We start from the raw sequence: 22,087 nt of genomic DNA on the forward strand, positions 1-22,087 counted from the left end.
CCGGTGCCGCAAGGCACCGGGATCTTTTTTGTCTATTCCGCCTTGAAGCGGCCTTCGAAGGCGAGTTCTGCAAGCGGCTTGCGCTGGCTAGGCTTTTCCCGTTCGCGCAGATCGTCCGGCAGCGTCGAGGGGTCGGCCAGCCGGCCGATTGCTACCGCGGCCTCGACCCGATGGTGCTCGGGGACGCCGAGGGTGATCATTGCCTTGTCGCGATCGATGCCGGCCATCGCGTGCGCGTGCCAGCCGGAAACCGTTGTCTGCAGCGCAAGGCTGAACCATGCGGCACCGGTGTCGAAGGCATGGGTGTAGGCGGCCCGCATTTCGCCGGAGGCCGCCTGCGTATGGGTCTTGGAGATGACGATCACCAGCGCTGCGGCATGCTTGGCCCAGCGCTGGTTGCTCTCGTTCAAGATATCCAGCAGACGCGCGAAATGCTCTGTGCCGCGGCGGGCATAGACGAACCGCCAGGGCTGGTTGTTGCTCGCAGACGGTGCCCACCGGGCGGCTTCGAGCAGTAAGAGCAAGTCGTCCTCGCTGATTTCCTCCTGGGTGAATGCACGCGGCGACCAGCGCTTCAGGAACATCGTGTCGATCGGGTGGTCGGCGGTTCTGTGGTTGCTTTCCGTCATGAACATACCTCTTTTATCGTGTCGGAATCCCGTTGGAGGAGCGCTGCCATCGACGACGCCCGCTGCGTAGGGCGAGGCGGTTGGCGAGATTCGCGGCCGACGCTACATGGGATCAGGCGCCGATGAAACCGGCTTTGCGCCCGCACCGTTGATCGTTTTTTCCGGCGCGATCCGCTCGATAACGGAATCTGCAGAAACGGTGTTTCGGGTGATTGTCGAGTTTGATAAAAAAGTTGTATAAGTTCTGTAGATTTTTCGGAGAGAGGACGTGCGATGACTTTTAAGGACCCGTCACTGTTTCGCCAGGCTGCCCTGATTGGTGGCGAATGGATTGAAGCGGATGCCGCCAATGCGATCGAAGTGACCAACCCGGCGACGGGCGAACTCATCGGACGCGTGCCGAAGCTTGGCGGCAAGGAGACGAAGGCGGCGATCGAAGCGGCGCGTCTGGCGCAGAAGGGCTGGGCTGCTCGCACTGCCAAGGACCGCGCCGGCGTGCTTCGCCGCTGGTTTGAGCTGATGATCGAGAACAAGGACGATCTCGGCCGCATCCTCACGCTCGAACAGGGCAAGCCGCTCGCCGAGGCGACCGGCGAAATCGTCTATGGCGCAAGCTTCGTCGAGTGGTTCGCCGAAGAAGGGCGCCGCATCTATGGCGACCTGATCCCCGGCCACCAGCCGGACAAGCGCATCATGGTGATGAAGCAGCCGATCGGCGTCGTCGCCGCGATCACGCCCTGGAACTTCCCCAATGCGATGATCACCCGCAAGGCGGGTCCTGCCTTTGCAGCCGGCTGCGCCATGGTGCTGAAGCCAGCGGCACAGACGCCGTTCTCGGCCATCGCGATCGCCATTCTCGCCGAACGTGCCGGCCTGCCGAAGGGTCTCTTCAGCGTCGTCACCGGCTCGGCTCGCGAGATCGGCGCGGAGATGACCGCCAACCCGGTGGTGCGCAAGCTGACCTTTACCGGCTCGACGGAAGTCGGCGCCGAGCTCTATCGCCAGAGCGCCGGCACGATCAAGAAGCTCGGTCTGGAGCTCGGCGGCAACGCGCCATTCATCGTCTTCGACGATGCCGATCTCGATGCGGCCGTGGAAGGCGCCCTGATCGCCAAGTTCCGCAACAACGGCCAGACCTGCGTCTGCGCCAACCGCATCTATGTGCAGGACAAGGTCTATGACGCCTTCTCCGACAAGCTGGCGGCGGCCGTTGCAAAGCTGACGATCGGCAATGGTCTCGACCAGGGCGTGATCCTCGGCCCGCTGATCGACCAGGCGGCACTGGAGAAGGTCGAGGAACACGTTGCCGATGCCACCGCCAAGGGCGCGCGGGTGATCCAGGGCGGCAAACGCCATGCCCTCGGTGGTACCTTCTATGAGGCGACGGTGCTGGCCGACGTTACCCAGGCGATGGCAGTCGCTCGCGAAGAGACTTTCGGCCCCGTGGCGCCGCTGTTCCGCTTCACCGACGAGGCCGACGTAATTGAAAAGGCCAACGACACGGAATTCGGCCTGGCCTCCTATTTCTATGCGAAGGATCTGGCGCGGGTGTTCCGCGTGGCCGAGGCGCTGGAATACGGCATGGTCGGGGTCAACACCGGGTTGATTTCGACCGCGGAAGCACCGTTCGGCGGCGTCAAGCTCTCCGGCCTCGGCCGCGAAGGCTCCAGATACGGCATCGAGGAATTCACCGAGATCAAATATGTCTGCCTCGGCGGTATCGCCTGACGCATTTGCAGCGTGAAACAATCAGATCGCGAAACCGGCTGGAAAGTTCTGGCCGGTTTTTTTGTTTGCCGCTAGAGAAGTTGCAGTCGTGAAAAGAGGAGATGACGCGATGCCGGCACCAGGCAACCCCTTCAAGGCAGCCCTTCGCGAACAGCGCTTTCAGCTCGGGCTCTGGGTCGCGCTGGCAAGCCCCTATGCGGCTGAGGTCGTCTCCGGCAGCGGCTACGACTGGCTGTTGATCGACGGCGAGCACGCGCCCAACGATCTGCCGCTGCTCTCGGCGCAGTTCCGGGCCGTTGTCGCATCCGCCAGCCACCCGATCGTCCGTCTTCCGGTTGGCGATACCGCGATGATCAAGCAGATCCTCGATGTCGGTGTGCAGACGCTGCTCATTCCGATGGTCGAAAGCGTCGAGCAGGCGAAAGAGCTGGTTCGCGCGACGCGTTATCCGCCGCATGGCATTCGCGGCGTCGGTGCGGCACTGGCGCGTGCGTCCGAGTTCGGCCGGATTACCGACTATCTCCACACCGCAAACGAGCAGATCTGCCTTCTGCTGCAGATCGAGAGCCGCGCGGGTCTTGCGGCGATCGACGAGATTGCCGCCCTTGAAGGCGTCGATGGCCTGTTCATCGGCCCATCGGATCTGGCCGCCGACATGGGCTATCTCGGTAGCCCGGGGCACCCGGAAGTGAGCGCGGCGATCATCGACGCCTTCGCGCGCATCGAAAAGGCCGGAAAGGCAAGGGGTATCATGACGCTCGATCTCGCACAGGCCCGCGACTACCGCGATCTCGGCGCCGATTTCATGGCGATCGGGACCGATGTCACGTCGCTGGTTCGGGCGACCCAGGCGCTGCGACAGGAGTTTACCGGCGAAGAAAGCCCGAAGGCCAACAAGATGGAATCCGGTTACTGATCGCAGATCGTGGTTAGCATCGGCATCGAAACGCCCGGGCTCCAGTGGCGGAGTCCGGCAATCCTCCTCACGATCTTTTCAGAGTGATGGTTGGCGATATCGGCGAGCCGATGATCGAGGAACGGATTTCGGAAGCGGTCGAGCGTGGTTTCGACATAGGCGCTGGCCTGTTGCCCAAGGCCCTTGGCGGCGAAGGCAGGAACCACTTCCCGGTCGTAGATATCGTCGAGCCGCCTGGCGATATCGGCATGGCCAAGGATCTGCCGGACCGTTTCGCCGGGATCGCGCCGCCCCCTGATCCATATATCCGCAAGCACCGTATGGCCGAGGTTGAGGATATGCAGCTTGAGCTTTTCATAGGGTGTCAGGTCGTCGACCAGCAGCACGCATGCGTGTGCGCAAGGCGCCTTCAGCCCGGGCAGTTTCTCGATCGCCCATAGGGCGTAAGGCTCGGCCACGGCGCCGGCCGGCTCGATCGGTTCGGAGACGATGCGGTCGACCAGCGTATTGGCCCAGATGACCTCGTTCGCCAGCCAGTCCGAGAGACGAGTGTCGTCAAGCCGCTCAAGCGCGAGCTCCAGCACGATCGCTTTCAGCACATCGCCGTTGCGCGACACCAGTTCGCAGGGAAGGACAGTGAGCGGCTGGCCGCCGGCGTCGAAACGCGCTTTCAGAAGCAGCAGCAGTTTACCGGGAAAAGACCTCGGCACGGGCGCCGAAAGGTCGTCGTCTGATGTGTCATATCCAGTATCGCCGGTGTTCGAGATCAGAAACTCGGCCTCGGCCGCCACGACATCACGAACTGCATCCCAGTTGCCGTCGGTCGACAGCGCGCGGGTGACGCTCGTGACCCGCTCGACCTTGTCGACCGGTTCGCCGTCGACAAGCCCTCGGATCACCACCGGATATCCGCCAGGCTGCGTCAATGCCGCAAGACGTCCTGCTCGCTCGGCTGAACCTGTGGTCTGGACGACTGTGATGTGTCCGGGTGCCGCCTGTCGATGGAGCGCTTCGCTGATGAAGAGATCGGCATGGGCCTGGAGAAAACGGCTCGTCCCAAACTGCACAAACGGTGTCTTCATCATGGCGTTCCGGTAGCTGGCTATGGAATGGATTGCAGCAGCGTCTCGCGCGCCGAGCGAAGATGACGCCTGCAGGCTTCCTCGGCGCGTTTGGCATCGTGCGACCGCAGCGCTTCGATATAGGCAAGATGTTCTTCCAGCGCCCGCGCGTTTCGCTGCCGCGCGTTGGTCTTGTTCCATTGGTAGTGGTAGTGGAACACGATCGAAATGATGTCGTAGAAATCGACGATGAAACGATTGCTCGACGATTTGTGCACGAGCAGATGGAAGCGCTCGTCGAGCTCGGAGAATTCCTTGTAGCGGTTGTCGATGTCCGCGAGGATCTCGTGGTGCAGCGCTTCGATCCTGCTCAACTCCTGCCAGGCCGAATGGCTGTCCGGCAGCGCCACGAAGCTTGCAGCCGAGCGAAGCTCGAACATCTCGCGGACCTCGGTCAGTTCCAGCGCAAATTCGCGGGTAAAGCCCTTGAGGATCCAGTGGCTGTTCGGCCGCTTCTCGATCAGCCCGAACCGGCTGAAGCGGATCAGGAATTCCCGCACGCTGGTGGTGCCGGTGCCGATCTCGCGCGCCAGTTCCAGCTCGTTGATCTGCATGCCCGGCTCGGCGCCACCGGCCAGAATCCGGCGCATGAAGCTGCGCTCGATGATTTCCGCGAGTGAATCCGTTTCTTCCGTCGGGAAGTAATCGTCCGGCCGCGGTTGGCGCAGCACGATCTTCTTGCGCTTGTCCCAGGTGATCAGCTTCGCCTCCTCGAAGCGGCCGAGAATGGCCCGCACCGTCGTCCGGCTGACGCCGAGCACCTGTCCCAGCTCCGGTTCGGAAGGCAGGGAGGATGTTTCCGCCAGCACTTTCAGGCAGCGGTTATAGGCATCCTTGAAGACGGTGTTCTGCTTTGCCATTGCCAGGGTCCGGGCGGTTGAGGTTTCGCGGGCGACGGAGCGCTGATGCGATCAGCCTTCGTCGGCCGCCGATCTAGCCTGCCGCAGCGCACTTGTCTTCGTCTCTCGCACGAAAATCATGACGTTTCTCCCCTGTGGTCGCTGTGCTCGCGGGCGCACGTCGTACCGCTGCACTTGTCTCGCCGCATAATACCCATTGACGGCAATCTGTCTATTGTGGATAAAAGACAAATAGGCCTTTCTCGAAATCGCAGCAATTTTCACGGAGAACATCAGGGTGTCAGTGCCGTCTTCAATCCTTCTGGCGCCCGAGGACAATGTGGTCGTGGCAACGCTTACGATCGCGCCCGGCGAAGCTCTGCCGGGCGGCGTCCGCACGGCGACGAAGATCGATCCGGGCCACAAGGTTGCGATCCGGCCAATCCATGCGGGCGATCCCGTGGTCAAATATGCCCAGGCGATCGGGCGCGCGACCAGCGACATAAAAGCCGGCGAGCATGTGCATTCCCACAACCTCTCCTTCGATCAGGATCGGCTGGCGATCAGCCCGCAAGGCGCGCCGGAAGAGGCGAGCGCTGCCGACAGGGCGCGCACTTTCATGGGCTATCGACGCGGCGACGGACGGGCGGCGACGCGCAACTATATCGGCATCATTGCCAGCGTGAACTGTTCCACCACGGTCTGTCGGGCGATCGCCGAGGAGGCCAACAGGCGCATCTTGCCGAAATACGAAGGCATCGACGGCTTCGTCCCCATCGTCCATGACCAGGGCTGCGGCATGTCTTCGACCGGCGACGGCATGATGAACCTGCACAGGACGTTGGCGGGCTACGCAAGGCATGTGAATTTCGGTGGCGTGCTGATGGTCGGGCTTGGCTGCGAGGTCAATCAGTTGACGCTCTACGGGCAAAGCGGGGCAGGGCATGAAAAGCGCCATTTCAATATCCAGGAGGCTGGCGGCTCGCGGCGTTCGGTCGAGCGGGCGCTCGGCATGCTCGACGAAATTGCCGAGGAAGTCGGCCGGCAGCGTCGTGTTGCCATTCCGGTGAGCGAGATCATCGTCGGTCTGCAATGCGGCGGCTCTGACGGCCTGTCCGGCATCACCGCCAACCCGGCTCTGGGGGCGGCGGTGGATATCCTGGCGGCCGCCGGCGGCACCGCGATCCTGTCCGAGACCTCGGAAATCTACGGTGCCGAACATCTGCTGCGCAGCCGGGCCGCCAACGACGCGGTTGCCGCCAAGCTCGATTGTCTGATCGCCTGGTGGGAAAACTATGTGGCGCTGCACGGCGCCTCGCTCGACAACAATCCTTCGCCGGGCAACAAGCGCGGTGGTCTAACGACCATTCTGGAGAAGTCGCTGGGGGCTGTGGCCAAGGGCGGCCGTTCGCCGCTCAATGCGGTCTACGGCTATGCCGAGCGCGTCACCGAACACGGCCTCGTCTTCATGGATACACCCGGCTACGACCCGGTATCGGCGACCGGCCAGGTTGCCGGCGGCGCCAATGTGATTGCCTTTACCACTGGCCGCGGCAGCTGTTTCGGCTGCAGGCCGGCACCGTCGATCAAGCTGACCAGCAACACCGCGCTGTTCCGGGCGATGGAAGAAGACATGGACATCGATTGTGGCGTGATCGCCTCCGGGGAGGCGACGATCGCCGGTCTCGGCCGCGAGATCTTCGATCTGATCATCGATACCGCTTCAGGAAAGAAGACCAAGAGCGAACTCTTCGGTTACGGCGACAACGAATTCGTGCCCTGGCATCTCGGGGCGACACTCTGACGATGTGATTTCGCGCATCCTTGGGGGAGGAGACAAGGGAATGCAGACGAGAAAGATCGGTCGCACCGACCTGTCGGTGACCGAATACAGTTTTGGCGCCGCGGGCCTTGGCGGGCTCTACCGGGAGTGCACGCGAGACGCGGCAATGGCAACGCTGGATGCCGCCTGGTCCGCCGGCTTGCGCTACTTCGACGTTGCGCCGTACTACGGGCTCGGTCTTGCCGAACGGCGGGTCGGCGATTTCCTGCGCGATAAGCCGCGTGACGAGTTTGTGCTATCCACCAAAGTTGGCCGGCTGTTGCATCCGGTGCCGGAAGGCGATGTGCCCGATTATTCCTACGTCAAGCCGCTGAACTTCGACGTAGCGTACGACTACAGCTACGATGCCATCATGCGTTCGGCCGAATTCAGCTATGCGCGCCTCGGTCTCAATCGCATCGATATCCTCTATGTGCACGATATCGGCGTCTACACCCATGGCGCCGCCCGCAACGCCGTCTACCTGAAGCAATTGCTGGATTCGGGCCTGAAGGCGTTGGAAGAACTGAAGGCTTCTGGCGTCATCGCCGCCTACGGTCTGGGGGTCAACGAGGTCCCGGTTTGCCTCGAGGTGATGCGGCATACCGATATCGACTGCATCCTGCTTGCTGGCCGCTATACGCTGCTCGACCGGTCCGCCGTCGCCGAGCTTCTGCCGCTCTGCGAAAAGAAGAAGACGTCGCTTATCGTCGGCGGCGTGTTCAATTCGGGCATCCTTGCGACCGGCCCCGTCGATGGCGCGCATTTCGACTATATGCCGGCCAGCAGCGAGGTCCTTGAGAAGGTCGGCGCAATGGAGCGGATCGCCCGGGAGCGGGGTGTACCGCTTGCCGCTGCCGCAATGCAGTTCCCGCTCGACAATCCGGTGGTTGCCTCGGTCCTGCTCGGGACAGCGAAACCGGAGAGCTTGCGGCGCAACATGGATGCGCTGAGGCACAGACTGTCTACGGACGATTTCTCGGCCTTTGAGCCCTACACGCTTGTGGCGCCGGAGCTTGGACTGGAGGCTGTCCGGGCCTGACGCTTCGGGAACCGATTTTCGCGGGTAGGGTTCCCAGACGCCGCATATCGAAACGCAACGCCGGAGGAGGCAGTACAGTCACGCAAATCGCAGCAACGACTGCTTGCAAAGCGGACAGTGTTGTATTAGCGTTTCGATATGTTTTTTATCGATAAAAGATCGAACTGCAAGCACCTGGCAGATCGATCTCCATAAGATGGAACGAGGTGCACTGAGAGGAGAAACCCAATGAGCATAACCAAGCACATTCTTTCCCGTCGTGCCTTCACCGCTCTCGCCGGAGCCGCGATGATCGCCACCATGGCGCCGGCCGCGTCCTTCGCGCAGGATGTCACCATTCCGATCATCGTCAAGGACACCACGTCGTTCTACTGGCAGATCGTGCTGGCTGGTGCGCGTGCAGCCGGCAAGGATCTCGGCGTCAACGTTCCCGAACTCGGCGCACAGTCCGAATCCGATATCAACGGTCAGATCAGCATTCTCGAAAACGCCGTTGCCGGTTCCCCGGCTGCCGTCGTGATCTCGCCGACGGAATTCAAGGCTCTGGGCAAACCGATCGACGAGGCCGCCAAAGCGGTTCCGATCATCGGCATCGACTCCGGCGCCGATTCCAAGGCCTTCTCCTCGTTCCTGACGACCGACAACGTTCAGGGTGGCAGGATCGCAGCTGATGGTCTGGCTGCAGCGATCAAGGAAATGTCGGGCAAGGAAGAGGGCGATATCGCCATCATCACCAGCCTGCCAGGCGTGGGTTCGCTCGATCAGCGCCGCGAAGGCTTCCTCGACCAGATCAAGACGAAATATCCGGGCTTCAAGGTCGTCGCCGACAAATATGCCGATGGTCAGGCAACCACCGGCCTCAACATGATGACCGACCTGATCACCGCCAACCCGAACCTTGTCGGCGTCTTTGCCTCCAACCTGATCATGGCGCAGGGCGTTGGTCAGGCGATCGCCGAAAACAAGCTCGGCGACAAGATCAAGGTGATCGGCTTCGACAGCGACGAGAAGACCGTCGGCTTCCTGAAGGAAGGCGTTTTGGCTGGCCTCGTCGTCCAGGACCCCTATCGCATGGGTTATGATGGCGTGAAGACGGCGCTTGCGGTCTCGAAGAAGGAAAAGGTCGAGGCCAATGTCGATACCGGCGCCAACCTGGTGACCAAGGCGAACATGGCAGAGCCGAAGATCGACGCTCTCTTGAACCCGAAGGTCAATTGACGGCAATCGGCGGTAAGCGCGCGAGCGTCGCCTGCCGCCGAGAATACGGGTGCCAGCGGTCGGATACGAGGACCGGCCGCTGGCAGTCCGCACGATGGGGAGGAGTGCTGAGATGCCAGGTCTCGACGAGGTCAGCGATATCAAGAGCGACGGTTTGAGGACGGCTTCCCGCCACCCAGTGCCGAAGGGCGAACCGATCCTGGAAATGCGCGCGCTGCAGAAGAAGTACGGCGCTGTCGAAGCATTGAAACCCGCCTCAATCACATTCCTGTCCGGAGAAGTTCATGCCATCGTCGGCGAAAACGGCGCCGGCAAATCGACGCTGATCAAGCTTTTGACCGGCGTGATTCGCCGCACCTCGGGCGAAATCTACTGGTGTGGCAAGCCGGTTCAGCTCGACAACCCGCAGGAGGCGATCGCGCGCGGCATCAACGCCGTGCATCAGGAGGTCGTGCTTTGCCCGCACTTGAGCGTGGCTGCCAACATGTTCCTCGGCGACGAGATCAACAACGCTGGCCTGATGCGCAAGCGTGCCATGACCGAGGCGGCCCAGAGCGTGCTTGATGATCTCGGCTTCAACCTGCCGGCCGCCGCAACGCTCGGCAGCCTGACGATCGGCCAGCAACAGCTCGTCGCGACCGCCCGCGCCGCCATGCGCGGCACCCAGTTTTTGATCTTCGACGAGCCGACCGCCTATCTGACCCGCCAGGAATCCGCCCAGCTCTTCCGGCTCATTCGCCGGCTGCAGGGCGAGGGGGTGACGATCGTCTATATCAGCCATCGCATGGAGGAAGTCTTCGAGCTGGCCGATCGGGTCTCGGTGCTGCGCGACGGCACCCATGTCGGCACGCGAAAGATCGGCGAGACCAACGACGCCGAATTGATCACCCTGATGATCAACCGCACGATCGAGCAGATCTATCACAAGGAACATTTTCAAGCCGGCGAAACGATCCTCGAAACCCGGGGCTTGAGCGGCCCCGGCTTCGAGGATGTGTCGCTCACTGTTCGTGCCGGCGAGATCGTCGGCCTCTACGGCTTGATCGGTGCCGGACGAAGCGAGTTTGCCCTTGGCCTCTACGGCCGCCATGCGGCGACTGCAGGCGAGGTCTACTGGCAGGGACGCAAGGTCAATATCGCCAATGAACGCAAGGCGATGGACCTCGGCATCGCGCTGGCGCCCGAAAGCCGGCGCGATCAGGGCCTTTGCCTCAACCTGCCGATCGGCCTCAATATCAATCTGCCGATCTTCAGTCGATTGACCCGCGGTCTGACCATCAACCGTCAGAAGGAAATCGAGAATGCCGACCGACAGATCAAGGATCTGAAGATCAAGACGCCGTCGCGTCGCGTGCTGGCGTCCGCGATGTCCGGCGGCAATCAGCAGAAGATCGTCATCGGCAAGTGGCTGAGCCACGGCGCCAAGCTGTTCATCTTCGACGAACCGACGGTCGGCGTCGATGTCGGCACCAAGGCGGAAATCTACCGGCTGTTCGCCCGACTTCTGGAGAACGGCGCAGGGATCATCCTGATCTCCTCCTATCTGCCGGAGGTCTACGAACTCTCCGATCGCCTGCACGTGTTTCGGCGTGGGCGGCTGGTCGCCAGCCACGATTACCGTGCCGCAAGCCATGAGGAAGTGCTGACGCAGGCGATCGGCGTCTGATCGCGACAATGAAAATCAAGGGCAAGTAGGGAGGACGACGATGAGTGCTGAAACGGTCGAAAGCGGAACGGGTCCGGCGCCGCGGAAAGGCGTGAGCATCCTGTTCGGCCTGACGCTTCTCGGGCTCCTGCTTTTCCTTTGGCTGCTGCTTGGGCTTGCCACCAACAGTTTTTGGACGCCGAACAACATCAGCAACCTCTTGCGCCAGGGTGCGATGACGGCGATCCTCGCCGTCGGCCAGACCTTCGTTATCATCACTGCCGGCATCGATCTGTCGGTCGGTGCCGTTGTCGGCTTCACCAGCGTCATTGTCGCCTGGCTGCTTGCCGCCGGCGTGCCACTCTGGATCGCCATCATCCTGACGCTCGCCTTCGGCGTCTTGATAGGCGCTTTCCATGCCTTCGGCATCGTTCGCATGGGGCTGCCGCCGTTCATCATCACGCTCGCAACGCTGACGTCGCTGCGCGGCATCGGGCTCTTGATCACGAACGGCTCGACGATCTCGATTACCAACGAGGCCTTCACCAATTTTTCCCGCGCCGATTTTCTCGGCGTGCCAAGCCTGTTCTGGATGGTGATCGTGGTGGCGATCCCGGCCTATGTCTTCCTGCACCTGAGCCGCTTCGGCCGCTACCTCTTTGCCGTCGGCTCCAACAGCGAGGCGGCGCGGCTTTCCGGCGTAAACGTGCATCGTACCATCTATCTCGCCTATATTCTGTCTTCGACCTGCGCCGCCTTCGTCGGCCTGCTGCTCGCCTCTCGCATCGGCATCGGCAACGCCACCCAGGCCGAAGGCTGGGAACTGCAGGCGATTGCCTCCTCGGTCATCGGCGGCACCAGCCTCTTTGGCGCGGTCGGCTCGGTGCATGGCCCGCTGCTCGGCGCCTTCATCCTCGCCACGATCAACAACGGTGCCAACCTGCTCAACGTCAATTCGTTCTGGCAGCGCATCATCACCGGCGTGCTGATCATCGTGATCGTCTATTTTGACCAGCTCAGGCGGCGCGGCGCCCGTTAGGCACCCGGCTCCCAACAACATACGGAAAATGCCATGAAAGCCGTCCTCTGCCCGCAACCCGGTCGCCTGGAGATCGTTGACCGTGCGCCGGTGCCGGCCCCACCCGCGGGTTGGGTCAGCGTCGCCGTCAGCCATGTCGGCATCTGCGGCACCGACTATCACATCTTCGCCGGCAAGCACCCGTTCCTGGAATATCCGCGCGTCATGGGCCACGAGATCTCCGCCACCGTGCTTGCTAACGGACCGGGAACGGTGATCGCGCCAGGCACGCCTGTCGTGGTCAATCCCTATCTCTCCTGCGGCCTGTGTGTCGCCTGCCGCCGTGGAAAGCCGAACTGCTGCACGGCGATCAAGGTGCTCGGTGTCCACACGGACGGCGCCTTCTGCGAGGAAATCCTCGTGCCAGAAGGCAATCTATATCCGGCCATCGACCTCACGCCGGAAGCGGCGGCGACGGTGGAGTTTCTCGCCATCGGCGCCCACGCCGTGCGCCGGGCTGCCGCACCGGCCGGGGTGCGCGCCCTGGTCATCGGCGCTGGGCCGATCGGGCTTGGAACGGCCATTTTCTCGCGCATCGCCGGCCACGTCGTCACGCTGATGGATACCAGCACGGAAAGGTTGGCTTTCGCGACCGACCGGCTCGGTTTCGGCGGCGGGCTCGTCGCTGACGAAGCAGCCGGCCGCCGCATCGCCGAAGCCACGGATGGCGACGGATACGACGTCGTCTTCGATGCCACCGGCCACGCCGGCTCGATGGAAGCTGCCTTCGGCCATGTGGCGCATGGGGGAACGCTGGTGTTCGTCAGCGTCGTCAAGGACGAGATCCGCTTCTCCGATCCGGAATTTCACAAGCGGGAGATGACGCTGATCGGCAGCCGCAACGCCACGCGTGAGGATTTCGACCATGTGGTCAATGCGATCAGGCAAGGGCTGGTGCCGGTGGAGGCGCTGATTACCCATCGAACGACGATGGACGCGGTGGTTGAGGATTTGCCGCGTTGGGCAAACGAGAAATCCGGCCTGGTCAAGGCGATTGTCCGGATCGCGGCGGCGTGACGCCCCGGCCCTGCTGCAATGCGGAAGATCGGATTGAGGCCTGGCGGCCGTGGGGCGCTTCAGAAAAAGCGTCTGCCCGTGCCCAAAAACGCGAATTTCTGAAGAAAACGGACGGTTTCGGCCAGCTCCGGGCAAGTCCGTTTGTTAAATATCAGCAATCCGGGCGCATTCTCGCAGAAGTCGCTTGTATCGAGGTGAAACGGGTATACTTGTTGCAGTGCACAAGAAACATGGTAGTCTTGCAAGGATTGCGGACACCAAGACAAACAATCGCAAGCTTGCGTCCGACTGGGAGCGGCGTTGTCGTTGATTGAACCAAGGGGTACGCTTCCTATGTTCTACCAGCTCTACGAATTGAACCATGCCATGATGGCGCCGTGGCGGACGGCGGCGGATGCCATGCGGCTTGCTTTCAGCAATCCGATGAACCCGATCTCGCACACCTATTTCGGCCGTGCGACAGCCGCTGGCCTCGAGGTCTTCGAACGAACGACGCGCCGCTACGGCAAGCCGGAATTCGGCCTTCCCGAAACGCTGATCGACGGACAGCCCGTCGGCGTTCACGAGCGCATCGTCTGGCGCGAGCCGTTCTGCAACCTGATCCATTTCGAACGGGCGCTGCCCAAGGGCAGGGCTGCCGATCCGAAAGTGTTGATCGTTGCGCCGATGTCGGGCCACTATGCGACACTGCTGCGCGGAACCGTCGAAGCCCTGCTGCCGCATTCCGATATCTACATCACCGACTGGATAGACGCGCGCATGGTGCCCTTGAGCGAGGGCAATTTCGATCTCGATGATTACATCGACTACGTCATCCAGATGCTGCACTTCCTTGGGCCTGACACGCACGTGATCGGGGTCTGTCAGCCGGCCGTGCCGGTGCTCGCAGCGGTCGCAGTGATGGAGGCGGCTGGCGATCCGCTGTCACCGGCCTCGATGACGCTGATGGGCGGGCCGATCGATACGCGCATCAACCCGACGGCCGTCAACAAGCTGGCCGAAGAGCGGCCGATCGAGTGGTTCCGCGACAATGTCGTCATGCCGGTGCCGTGGCCGCAGCCGGGCTTCATGCGTATGGTCTATCCCGGCTTCCTGCAGCTCTCGGGTTTCATGTCGATGAACCTCGACCGTCACCTGATCGCCCACAAGGAGTTCTTCGCCCATCTGGTGAAGAACGATGGCGATGCCGCCGAGAAACACCGCGATTTCTACGACGAATATCTTGCCGTGATGGATCTGACGGCTGAGTTCTACCTGCAGACCGTTCAGGTCGTCTTCATGCAGCATGCGCTGCCGAAGGGCGAGATGATGCATCGGGGCCGGCGCGTCGATACCACGGCGATCAAGAAGGTCGCGCTCTTGACGGTCGAAGGCGAGAACGACGATATTTCGGGTCTCGGCCAGACCAAGGCGGCGCAGACGATCTGCACCAACATCCCCGAGCATATGCGCATGCACTATATGCAGCCTGATGTCGGGCACTACGGTGTGTTCAACGGCTCGCGTTTCCGTCGTGAGATCGCACCGCGCATCGTCGCCTTCCAGCGCGAGCATGCCCGGCATACCAACCCGGTAAAGCAGGTGATCAAGGGCGGAAAAACCGCCTGATTTCTGAAAATCTGGGCTTTTGACCGCGTAGTGTCAAGGGTTTGTCCGATTCCGGGGAAGGGCGTCTTGTAGTCGATAGCGCGCCTTCCCACATCGTTTTCACCGGGCCGCAATGGGTGGTCCGGTTGATTGCGAGGAATCCTGAAGATGAACCAATCTGCATTGATCCGTCCGGATTGGACGCCTGCGACCATTGCATTGATGGTGCTCGGTTTCGTGGTTTTCTGGCCGCTCGGCTTGGCCATGCTCGCCTACATCCTCTTCGGCGAGAAACTGAAAACGTTCAAGAAAGACGCCAACAGTACGGTCGACGGCATGTGCTCCGCCTTCAAGCGTGGCAATCGCGCCAACTGGTCACAGCCGCATCGCACCGGCAACGTTGCCTTTGATGACTGGCGTGAAGCCGAACTTGCCCGCCTCGACGAAGAACGCCGTAAGCTCGATGAAATGCGCGAAGAATTCGATTCCTACGTGCGCGAGCTTCGCCGCGCCAAGGACCAGGACGAGTTCGACCGCTTCATGCGCGACCGCCGCAACGGTGGCTCCGGTCCTGTTGCCCCGTTTGAGGCAAACTGAGTGATGAAAAAGACATCCGGTGTTTCACATGAAACGCCGGATGTCGCGATCGGCATAAGGCGCCACCTGTCGCTTCAAACGCGCAAATGGTGCCGTCTCATGTCGATCACAAACACCGACAATTCCCTGGATCGCGGCGCGCTTTAGGGAATTATGCATTAGCCGGAAAGGCCGCGAATCGGATAGAAAGCCGTCATGTTCCCTTCTTTTACGCGGCGGCGCACCCCTCCAGCTCCTGTCGACACGACCCGAGAAATCGAAGTCGCGGGCAAGATGCTTCCGCTGACCATAAGGCAGAATTCACGCGCCACCCGCATGACGCTGCGCATCGAGCCCGGTGGCCGCGCGCTGAAGCTGACGATCCCACAGGGGCTTGCCGATCGGGAAGTGAACGCCTTCCTCACTCGCCATCAGGGCTGGCTGATGACCAAGCTGGCGCGGTTCTCCGGCGAAAGCCAGCTGGAAGAGGGTGGTTCGATCCTGATCCGCGGCATCGCCCATCGGATCGAAAGAACAGGAAAAATCAGAGGGTTGACTGAAGCAGTGATCGACGGTGACGAGGCGATACTGCACGTCAGCGGCGGCGAGGAACATCTGCGCCGCCGCATCGTCGATTTTCTGAAGAAGGAAGCGCGGCACGATCTTGACCGCCTGGTCGCGGTCTATGCCGGGCGGATCGGCCGGCGGCCCAAATCGCTGAGCCTGAAGGATACGCGCAGCCGCTGGGGATCCTGTTCGGCCGATGGGGCCTTGAGCTTCTCGTGGCGGATCGTCATGGCGCCGCCGAAGGTCATCGCCTATCTCGCCGCGCACGAAGTGGCGCATCTTCAGGAAATGAACCACGGGCCCGATTTCTGGGCGCTTTGCGAGAAGCTTTGCCCCGACACAAACGATGCCAAGCGCTGGCTGAGGCGCAACGGCACGATGCTGCACGCCATCGATTTCGATTAGGCAATTGTCGGGTTTAACCGCGACTGCGGCCGGCAAGCGCTGCTTGGATCTTCTCGTCCGTCTTGTATTGGCTAAGCGCGTAGACGGACCAGATCGCTGCCGGTACCCAGCCGATCAGGGTCAACTGCAGGACAAGGCAGATGATGCCGGCAAAGGGACGGCCGATGGTGAAGAACTGAAGCCAGGGCAGAATGAGGGCAAGCAGCAGACGCATTCGTCTCTCCGTTGTGATAGAATGCATATGGTGAGCGCAGGCCGAGACCGCAATGCCGCACCCTCTGGACGACGGTGCGCGGGGTGGTTTTTGGCTCGACTCCAGCGACATTTCATGCAAGGTCGCTTCTCATGAAAACCGAAGTGAAGATATGCGGCCTGAAGACCGCGGAAGCGGTGGATCGCGCGGTTGCGCTCGGCGCATCGCACACGGGCTTCATCTTTTTTGCCAAGAGCCCGCGCAACCTCGAACCCGATGACGCCGGCCGTCTGGCTGACAGGATCCGCGGCAAGGCCAAGATCGTCGCTGTCACCGTCGATGCCGACAATGACGATCTCGACGAGATCGTCGCAGCGCTCAATCCCGACATTTTGCAACTTCATGGCAGCGAAACGCCCGACCGGGTGCTCACCGTCAAGGCGGTCTATGGCCTGCCGGTGATGAAGGCCTTGTCGATCCGCGACGCCGACGATCTGAAAAAGGTCGAGCCCTATATCGGCATCGCCGATCGGTTTCTCTTTGATGCAAAGCCTCCGGCAGGATCGGAATTGCCCGGCGGCAACGGTGTTTCCTTCGACTGGACGCTGCTCGATGCGCTTGACGGCAGCGTCGATTACATGCTTTCCGGTGGTTTGAACGTGAACAACATCGGTGAAGCCCTAGCGCAGACGCGCGCCCGTGCCATCGATACGTCCTCCGGCGTCGAGAGCGCGCCGGGCGTCAAGGATCTGAAGCTCATGGAATCGTTTTTCGATGCCGTTCGCCACGCGGAGGCGATTACGGCACGGTCAGGGAGCAAGACGTGAACGAGGCGCCAAAACTGAATTCCTTCCGGGCGGGACCTGACGAAGACGGCCGTTTCGGCATTTTCGGTGGCCGCTTCGTTGCCGAAACCCTGATGCCCCTGATCCTCGACCTGCAGGCCGAGTGGGACAAGGCCAAGAACGATCCGGCCTTCAAGGCCGAACTCGACAATCTCGGCGCCCACTACATCGGTCGTCCGAGCCCGCTTTACTTCGCCGAGCGGCTGACGGAAGAACTTGGCGGCGCCAAGATCTACTTCAAGCGCGAGGAGCTGAACCATACCGGTTCGCACAAGATCAACAATTGCATCGGCCAGATCCTGCTGGCCAAGCGCATGGGCAAGACACGCATCATCGCCGAAACCGGTGCCGGTCAGCACGGCGTGGCGTCTGCGACCGTCGCCGCCCGCTTCGGCCTGCCTTGCGTCGTCTACATGGGCGCGACCGACGTCGAGCGCCAGGCGCCGAACGTCTTCCGCATGAAGCTTCTCGGCGCCGAGGTGAAGCCGGTCACAGCTGGCAACGGTACGCTCAAGGACGCCATGAACGAAGCGCTGCGTGACTGGGTCACCAATGTCGACAACACCTATTATCTGATCGGCACGGCTGCCGGTCCGCATCCCTATCCGGAGATGGTCCGCGACTTTCAAGCCGTCATCGGCCAGGAGGCGAAGGCGCAGATGCTTGAAGCCGAAGGCCGGCTTCCTGATCTCGTCGTTGCTGCCGTCGGCGGCGGTTCCAACGCGATCGGTATCTTCCATTCGTTTCTCGACGATGAAGGCGTGAAGATCGTCGGCGTCGAGGCTGGGGGCAAGGGGCTCGATGGCGACGAGCATTGCGCGTCGATCACCGCCGGCTCGCCGGGCGTACTGCACGGCAACCGTACCTACCTGCTGCAGGACGGCGACGGCCAGATCAAGGAAGGCCATTCGATTTCGGCAGGCCTCGACTATCCCGGCATCGGTCCGGAACACTCCTGGCTCAACGATGTCGGTCGCGTCGAATATGTGCCGATCATGGACCACGAGGCATTGGAAGCCTTCCAGATGCTGACCCGTCTTGAAGGCATCATCCCGGCACTGGAGCCGTCGCACGCGCTCGCCGAGGTCATCAAGCGCGCGCCGACGATGGGCAAGGACGAGATCATCCTGATGAATCTCTCCGGTCGCGGCGACAAGGACATTTTCACCGTCGGCAAGATTCTGGGTATGGGGCTGTAACGATCATGACCGCACGCATGGACAGAAAGTTCGCCGATGTGGCGTCGGAAGGACGTCCGGTCCTCGTCACCTATTTCATGGGCGGCGACCCCGATTTCGAAACCTCCGTCTCCATCATGAAGGCGCTGCCGAAGGCCGGTGCCGATGTCATCGAACTCGGCATGCCGTTCTCGGACCCGATGGCCGACGGACCAGCGATCCAGCTGGCCGGCCAGCGTTCGCTGAAGGCCGGCCAGACGCTGGCAAAGACGATCGAGATCGCCCGCCGTTTCCGCGAGGAAGACCAGCGCACGCCGATCGTGCTGATGGGCTACTACAATCCGATCTACATCTACGGTGTCGATCGCTTCCTCACGGACGCGCTCGAGGCCGGTATCGATGGGTTGATCGTCGTCGATCTCCCACCGGAAATGGATGACGAGCTCTGCATCCCGGCGCTTGAGAAGGGCATCAACTTCATTCGCCTGGCGACGCCGACGACGGATGACCGCCGTCTGCCGAAGGTGCTCGAAAATACCTCGGGCTTCGTGTACTACGTCTCGATGAACGGCATCACTGGTTCGGCATTGCCCGACCCGTCATTGATCGCCGGCGCCGTCGAGCGTATCAAAACCCATACGAAACTGCCTGTTTGCGTCGGTTTCGGCGTCAAGACGGCGGAACATGCAAGAGCCATCGGTGCATCTGCCGATGGCGTCGTCGTCGGTACGGCGATCGTCAATCAGATCGCGTCGAGCCTGACCGAAGAGGGCAAGGCAACGGACGCGACGGTACCGGGTGTCGAAGCGCTTGTAAGGGGCCTGTCGGCAGGCGTGCGATCCGCACGGCTCGCAGCAGCCGAATAATTGCCTATATTAGCGCGCACAACCCGAAGAAAATCTTCAGGAGACTATTAAGTGAACTGGATCACAAACTACGTTCGGCCGAAAATCAATTCGATGCTGGGCCGCAGGGAAGTGGCGGAGAATCTCTGGATCAAGTGCCCGGAAACCGGCGAGATGGTGTATCACCGCGATCTCGAGGAAAACAAATGGGTCATCCCGCAATCCGGCTTCCATATGAAGATGCCGGCCAAGGCGCGGCTTAAGGATCTGTTCGACGGTGGCATCTACGAGGCCCTGCCGCAGCCCAAGGTGGCGCAGGACCCGCTGAAGTTCCGCGATTCCAAGAAATATTCCGACCGTCTTCGCGACAGCCGTACCAAGACCGAGCTGGAAGATACGATCGTTGCCGGTCTCGGCCGCGTCCAGGGCGTCAAGCTCGTCGGCGTCGTACATGAGTTCAACTTCATCGGCGGTTCGCTCGGCATGGCCGCAGGCGAAGCGATCGTGAAGGCCTTCGAAAAGGCGATCGCGGAGAAGTGCCCGCTGGTCATCTTCCCGGCCTCCGGTGGCGCCCGCATGCAGGAAGGCATCCTGTCGCTGATGCAGCTGCCGCGCACGACTGTGGCTGTCAACATGCTCAAGGAAGCCGGTCTTCCCTATATCGTCGTGTTGACCAACCCGACCACCGGCGGTGTTACTGCCTCCTACGCCATGCTCGGGGATATTCAGATCGCCGAACCCGGCGCCGAAATCGGCTTTGCCGGCAAGCGCGTGATCGAGCAGACGCTGCGCGAAAAGCTGCCGGAAGGCTTCCAGACGGCGGAATACCTGTTGGAACACGGCATGATCGACATGGTCGTCAAGCGCCACGACATCCCGTCGACGCTGGCACGCGTGCTGAAGATCCTGATGAAGAAGCCGGCCGATGCGGTAAAGCTCAACGGCGGCGGTGCAGACCCAGTGGCCTTGCCAGTAGCGGCAAGCGCATAGCATACGATTCTATCGGGGCAGGGCGAGATGACAGCGGTGGAAGCCAGCGAAGCAGGCTACGAGATCGAAAAACTCCTTGCCTTGCATCCGAAAGGCTTCGACCTGTCGTTGGACAGGATAACCCGGCTTCTGGCCGCGCTCGGCAATCCGCAGGACCGCCTGCCGCCGATCATTCACGTGGCGGGCACCAACGGCAAGGGCTCCGTCACCGCGTTTTCGCGGGCGCTGCTCGAGGCCGCGGGCTTGAGCGTCCACGTCCATACCTCTCCGCATCTGGTCAACTGGCACGAGCGCTACCGGCTCGGCGTCAAGGGCGGCAAGGGCAAGCTCGTCAGCGATCCGGTACTGGCTGACGCGGTTCGTCGCGTGGCGGAAGCCAATGGCGGCGAGAAGATCACCGTCTTTGAAATCCTGACTGCCGTCACCTTCGTGCTTTTTGCCGAGCATCCCGCCGACGTCGCGATCATCGAGGTCGGTCTCGGCGGCCGCTTCGACGCGACCAATGTCATAACCAATCCGGCCGTCTCGGTGATCATGCCGATCTCGCTCGATCACCAGGCCTATCTCGGCGATCGGGTCGAGCTGATCGCGGCGGAAAAAGCCGGCATCATGAAGCGTGGCTGCCCTGTCGTCATCGGCCAGCAGGAAGAAGAAGGCGTTCGCGACGTCCTGACCTCGACCGCCGAACGTCTCGGCTGCCCGATGTCCGTTTACGGTCAGGATTTCCTGGCGCATGAGGAATTCGGCCGCCTTGTCTATCAGGACGAGCGTGGTCTGTCCGACCTGCCGCTGCCGAAGCTGCCGGGTCGGCATCAATATGCCAATGCGGCTGCAGCCATTCGTGCCGTGCGAGCGGCCGGTTTCGATGTGCCGGATGCGGCGATCGAGCGGGGCGTTGCCGGGGTCGAGTGGCCGGGGCGCCTTCAGCGCCTGGGCGGCGGTAAGCTTGGCCATTACGGCCCGCAGGATGCGGAGATTTGGGTCGATGGCGGCCACAATCCCGGTGCCGGGCAGGTGATCGCCGAAGCGATGGCGAATTTCGAGGAGCGCGAATCCCGGCCACTGTTCCTGATCATCGGTATGATCAACACCAAGGATCCGCTCGGCTATTTCCGAGCCTTCGTCGATCTTGCCGAGCAGGTCTTTACCGTGCCGATCCGGGCTTCCGATGCCGGGCTCGACCCGGTGGCGCTGGCGCAGGATGCCGCCTCTGTCGGCTTCGAGGCGTCCGCCGTTTCATCGGTGGCCGAGGCGCTGACGATCATTGCCAATCTTGTCGACGAAGACCCTGTGCCGCCACGCATCCTGATCGGCGGTTCGCTCTATCTCGTCGGCGACGTGCTTGCCGACAACGGCACGCCACCGAAGTGATAGGCTGCTGCGACAAGGATCGCAGCGATCTTTGCAGGACCATCCACGCGCAACATTAATGGCAAGAAAAAAGCCCGGCAAGCCGGGCTTTGAAGTCGGTTCGAGAAGGTGGCCTTAAGCGGCCGCAGTCGAAATCCAGGACGTCAGGGCCGTCTTCGGCGCAGCACCAACCTTGATGTCGGCAACTTCACCAGCCTTGAACATGGCAAGCGTCGGGATCGAGCGCACGCCGTACTGCGCGGCCAGTTCCGGGTTCTCGTCGATGTTCAGCTTCACGACCTTGACCTTGCCGGCGAGCTCGTTGGAGATTTCCTCAAGGCTCGGCGCGATCATCTTGCACGGGCCGCACCATTCAGCCCAGAAATCGACAACCACCGGCTCGGCGGCGTTCAGCACTTCCTGCTGAAAATTGGATGTATCGACTTTTACAGTAGCCATCGGCTGCTCCTTGCGTTCGAAATGTCGGTGTCCAGAT

Annotated in this window: 21 protein-coding genes; 16 read left to right on the forward strand and 5 right to left on the reverse strand. The window is 61.8% G+C overall.

Going from position 1 to position 22,087, the window contains the following annotated elements:
* Positions 1-32 precede the first annotated feature (32 nt).
* Positions 33-629 (reverse strand): nitroreductase family protein, encoded by a 597-nt coding sequence (locus AC07UR_RS15505; protein ID WP_209790333.1) that lies wholly within the window; start codon positions 627-629, stop codon positions 33-35.
* A 273-nt stretch (positions 630-902) separates the two neighbouring features.
* Here AC07UR_RS15505 and gabD point away from each other — a divergent pair, with 273 nt between their 5' ends.
* Both gabD and hpaI read left to right on the forward strand, forming a co-directional pair.
* Positions 903-2,357: an NADP-dependent succinate-semialdehyde dehydrogenase gene (gene gabD, locus AC07UR_RS15510; protein ID WP_209790332.1), complete on the forward strand. Its 1,455-nt coding sequence runs from the start codon at positions 903-905 to the stop codon at positions 2,355-2,357.
* Between the two features lie 109 nt (positions 2,358-2,466).
* Complete coding sequence (gene hpaI, locus AC07UR_RS15515; RefSeq protein ID WP_209790331.1) at positions 2,467-3,273, forward strand: 4-hydroxy-2-oxoheptanedioate aldolase; 807 nt, start codon at positions 2,467-2,469, stop codon at positions 3,271-3,273.
* Here hpaI and AC07UR_RS15520 read toward each other — a convergent pair.
* On the reverse strand, positions 3,267-4,355 hold the full coding sequence (locus AC07UR_RS15520; protein WP_209790330.1) for a mannitol dehydrogenase family protein: 1,089 nt from the start codon (positions 4,353-4,355) through the stop codon (positions 3,267-3,269). The two genes, hpaI and AC07UR_RS15520, sit on opposite strands and share 7 nt — an antisense overlap.
* 20 nt (positions 4,356-4,375) lie before the next feature.
* Positions 4,376-5,254 (reverse strand): GntR family transcriptional regulator, encoded by an 879-nt coding sequence (locus tag AC07UR_RS15525; RefSeq protein ID WP_173418474.1) that lies wholly within the window; start codon positions 5,252-5,254, stop codon positions 4,376-4,378.
* A gap of 277 nt (positions 5,255-5,531) precedes the next feature.
* Between AC07UR_RS15525 and AC07UR_RS15530 the strand changes: the two genes are divergently transcribed.
* The 9 genes from AC07UR_RS15530 to AC07UR_RS15570 all read left to right on the forward strand — a co-directional run bounded on the left by AC07UR_RS15530 (position 5,532) and on the right by AC07UR_RS15570 (position 16,190).
* The gene (locus AC07UR_RS15530; RefSeq protein ID WP_209790329.1) at positions 5,532-7,037 is read left to right on the forward strand and encodes a UxaA family hydrolase; all 1,506 of its coding nucleotides are present in this window, start codon (positions 5,532-5,534) and stop codon (positions 7,035-7,037) included.
* A gap of 40 nt (positions 7,038-7,077) precedes the next feature.
* Entirely contained in the window at positions 7,078-8,097 is a 1,020-nt protein-coding gene (locus AC07UR_RS15535; protein ID WP_209790328.1) for an aldo/keto reductase, read from the forward strand.
* A gap of 228 nt (positions 8,098-8,325) precedes the next feature.
* Positions 8,326-9,315 (forward strand): ABC transporter substrate-binding protein, encoded by a 990-nt coding sequence (locus AC07UR_RS15540; RefSeq protein WP_173418477.1) that lies wholly within the window; start codon positions 8,326-8,328, stop codon positions 9,313-9,315.
* A 112-nt stretch (positions 9,316-9,427) separates the two neighbouring features.
* Positions 9,428-10,981, forward strand: coding sequence for a sugar ABC transporter ATP-binding protein (locus AC07UR_RS15545; protein WP_209790327.1), 1,554 nt, complete (start codon positions 9,428-9,430; stop codon positions 10,979-10,981).
* 40 nt (positions 10,982-11,021) lie between these two features.
* Positions 11,022-11,999 (forward strand): ABC transporter permease, encoded by a 978-nt coding sequence (locus AC07UR_RS15550; RefSeq protein WP_173418479.1) that lies wholly within the window; start codon positions 11,022-11,024, stop codon positions 11,997-11,999.
* Positions 12,000-12,032: 33 nt separating this feature from the next.
* On the forward strand, positions 12,033-13,055 hold the full coding sequence (locus tag AC07UR_RS15555) for a zinc-binding alcohol dehydrogenase family protein (RefSeq protein ID WP_209790326.1): 1,023 nt from the start codon (positions 12,033-12,035) through the stop codon (positions 13,053-13,055).
* Between the two features lie 333 nt (positions 13,056-13,388).
* A complete protein-coding gene (gene phaZ / locus AC07UR_RS15560; RefSeq protein ID WP_173418481.1) occupies positions 13,389-14,663 on the forward strand; it encodes a polyhydroxyalkanoate depolymerase in 1,275 nt (424 codons plus the stop codon).
* Positions 14,664-14,810: 147 nt separating this feature from the next.
* Positions 14,811-15,239, forward strand: a complete 429-nt coding sequence (locus AC07UR_RS15565; protein ID WP_173418482.1) for a DUF2852 domain-containing protein — start codon at positions 14,811-14,813, stop codon at positions 15,237-15,239.
* Between the two features lie 195 nt (positions 15,240-15,434).
* Positions 15,435-16,190: a M48 family metallopeptidase gene (locus AC07UR_RS15570; protein WP_173418483.1), complete on the forward strand. Its 756-nt coding sequence runs from the start codon at positions 15,435-15,437 to the stop codon at positions 16,188-16,190.
* Positions 16,191-16,203: 13 nt separating this feature from the next.
* Here AC07UR_RS15570 and AC07UR_RS15575 read toward each other — a convergent pair whose 3' ends face one another.
* A complete protein-coding gene (locus tag AC07UR_RS15575; RefSeq protein WP_173418484.1) occupies positions 16,204-16,404 on the reverse strand; it encodes a YqaE/Pmp3 family membrane protein in 201 nt (66 codons plus the stop codon).
* A gap of 131 nt (positions 16,405-16,535) precedes the next feature.
* Here AC07UR_RS15575 and AC07UR_RS15580 point away from each other — a divergent pair, with 131 nt between their 5' ends.
* From AC07UR_RS15580 to AC07UR_RS15600, 5 genes are read left to right on the forward strand one after another with little or no spacing between them, the layout of a single operon-like run.
* The gene (locus tag AC07UR_RS15580) at positions 16,536-17,210 is read left to right on the forward strand and encodes a phosphoribosylanthranilate isomerase (RefSeq protein WP_173418485.1); all 675 of its coding nucleotides are present in this window, start codon (positions 16,536-16,538) and stop codon (positions 17,208-17,210) included.
* Positions 17,207-18,427: a tryptophan synthase subunit beta gene (gene trpB, locus AC07UR_RS15585; RefSeq protein ID WP_112810491.1), complete on the forward strand. Its 1,221-nt coding sequence runs from the start codon at positions 17,207-17,209 to the stop codon at positions 18,425-18,427. Before AC07UR_RS15580 ends, trpB begins: the two co-directional genes overlap by 4 nt.
* A 5-nt stretch (positions 18,428-18,432) precedes the next feature.
* Positions 18,433-19,272: a tryptophan synthase subunit alpha gene (gene trpA, locus AC07UR_RS15590; protein ID WP_209790325.1), complete on the forward strand. Its 840-nt coding sequence runs from the start codon at positions 18,433-18,435 to the stop codon at positions 19,270-19,272.
* A 51-nt stretch (positions 19,273-19,323) separates the two neighbouring features.
* A complete protein-coding gene (gene accD, locus AC07UR_RS15595) occupies positions 19,324-20,241 on the forward strand; it encodes an acetyl-CoA carboxylase, carboxyltransferase subunit beta (protein WP_209790324.1) in 918 nt (305 codons plus the stop codon).
* A 27-nt stretch (positions 20,242-20,268) separates the two neighbouring features.
* Positions 20,269-21,612, forward strand: coding sequence for a bifunctional folylpolyglutamate synthase/dihydrofolate synthase (locus AC07UR_RS15600; protein ID WP_173418489.1), 1,344 nt, complete (start codon positions 20,269-20,271; stop codon positions 21,610-21,612).
* Between the two features lie 114 nt (positions 21,613-21,726).
* On the opposite strand, the gene trxA is transcribed toward AC07UR_RS15600, so the two are convergent.
* Positions 21,727-22,050, reverse strand: a complete 324-nt coding sequence (trxA, locus tag AC07UR_RS15605; protein WP_025425335.1) for a thioredoxin — start codon at positions 22,048-22,050, stop codon at positions 21,727-21,729.
* Between the last annotated feature and the right edge of the window lie 37 nt (positions 22,051-22,087).

The organism is Ensifer sp. GW821-FHT05G01, from assembly GCF_059419585.1.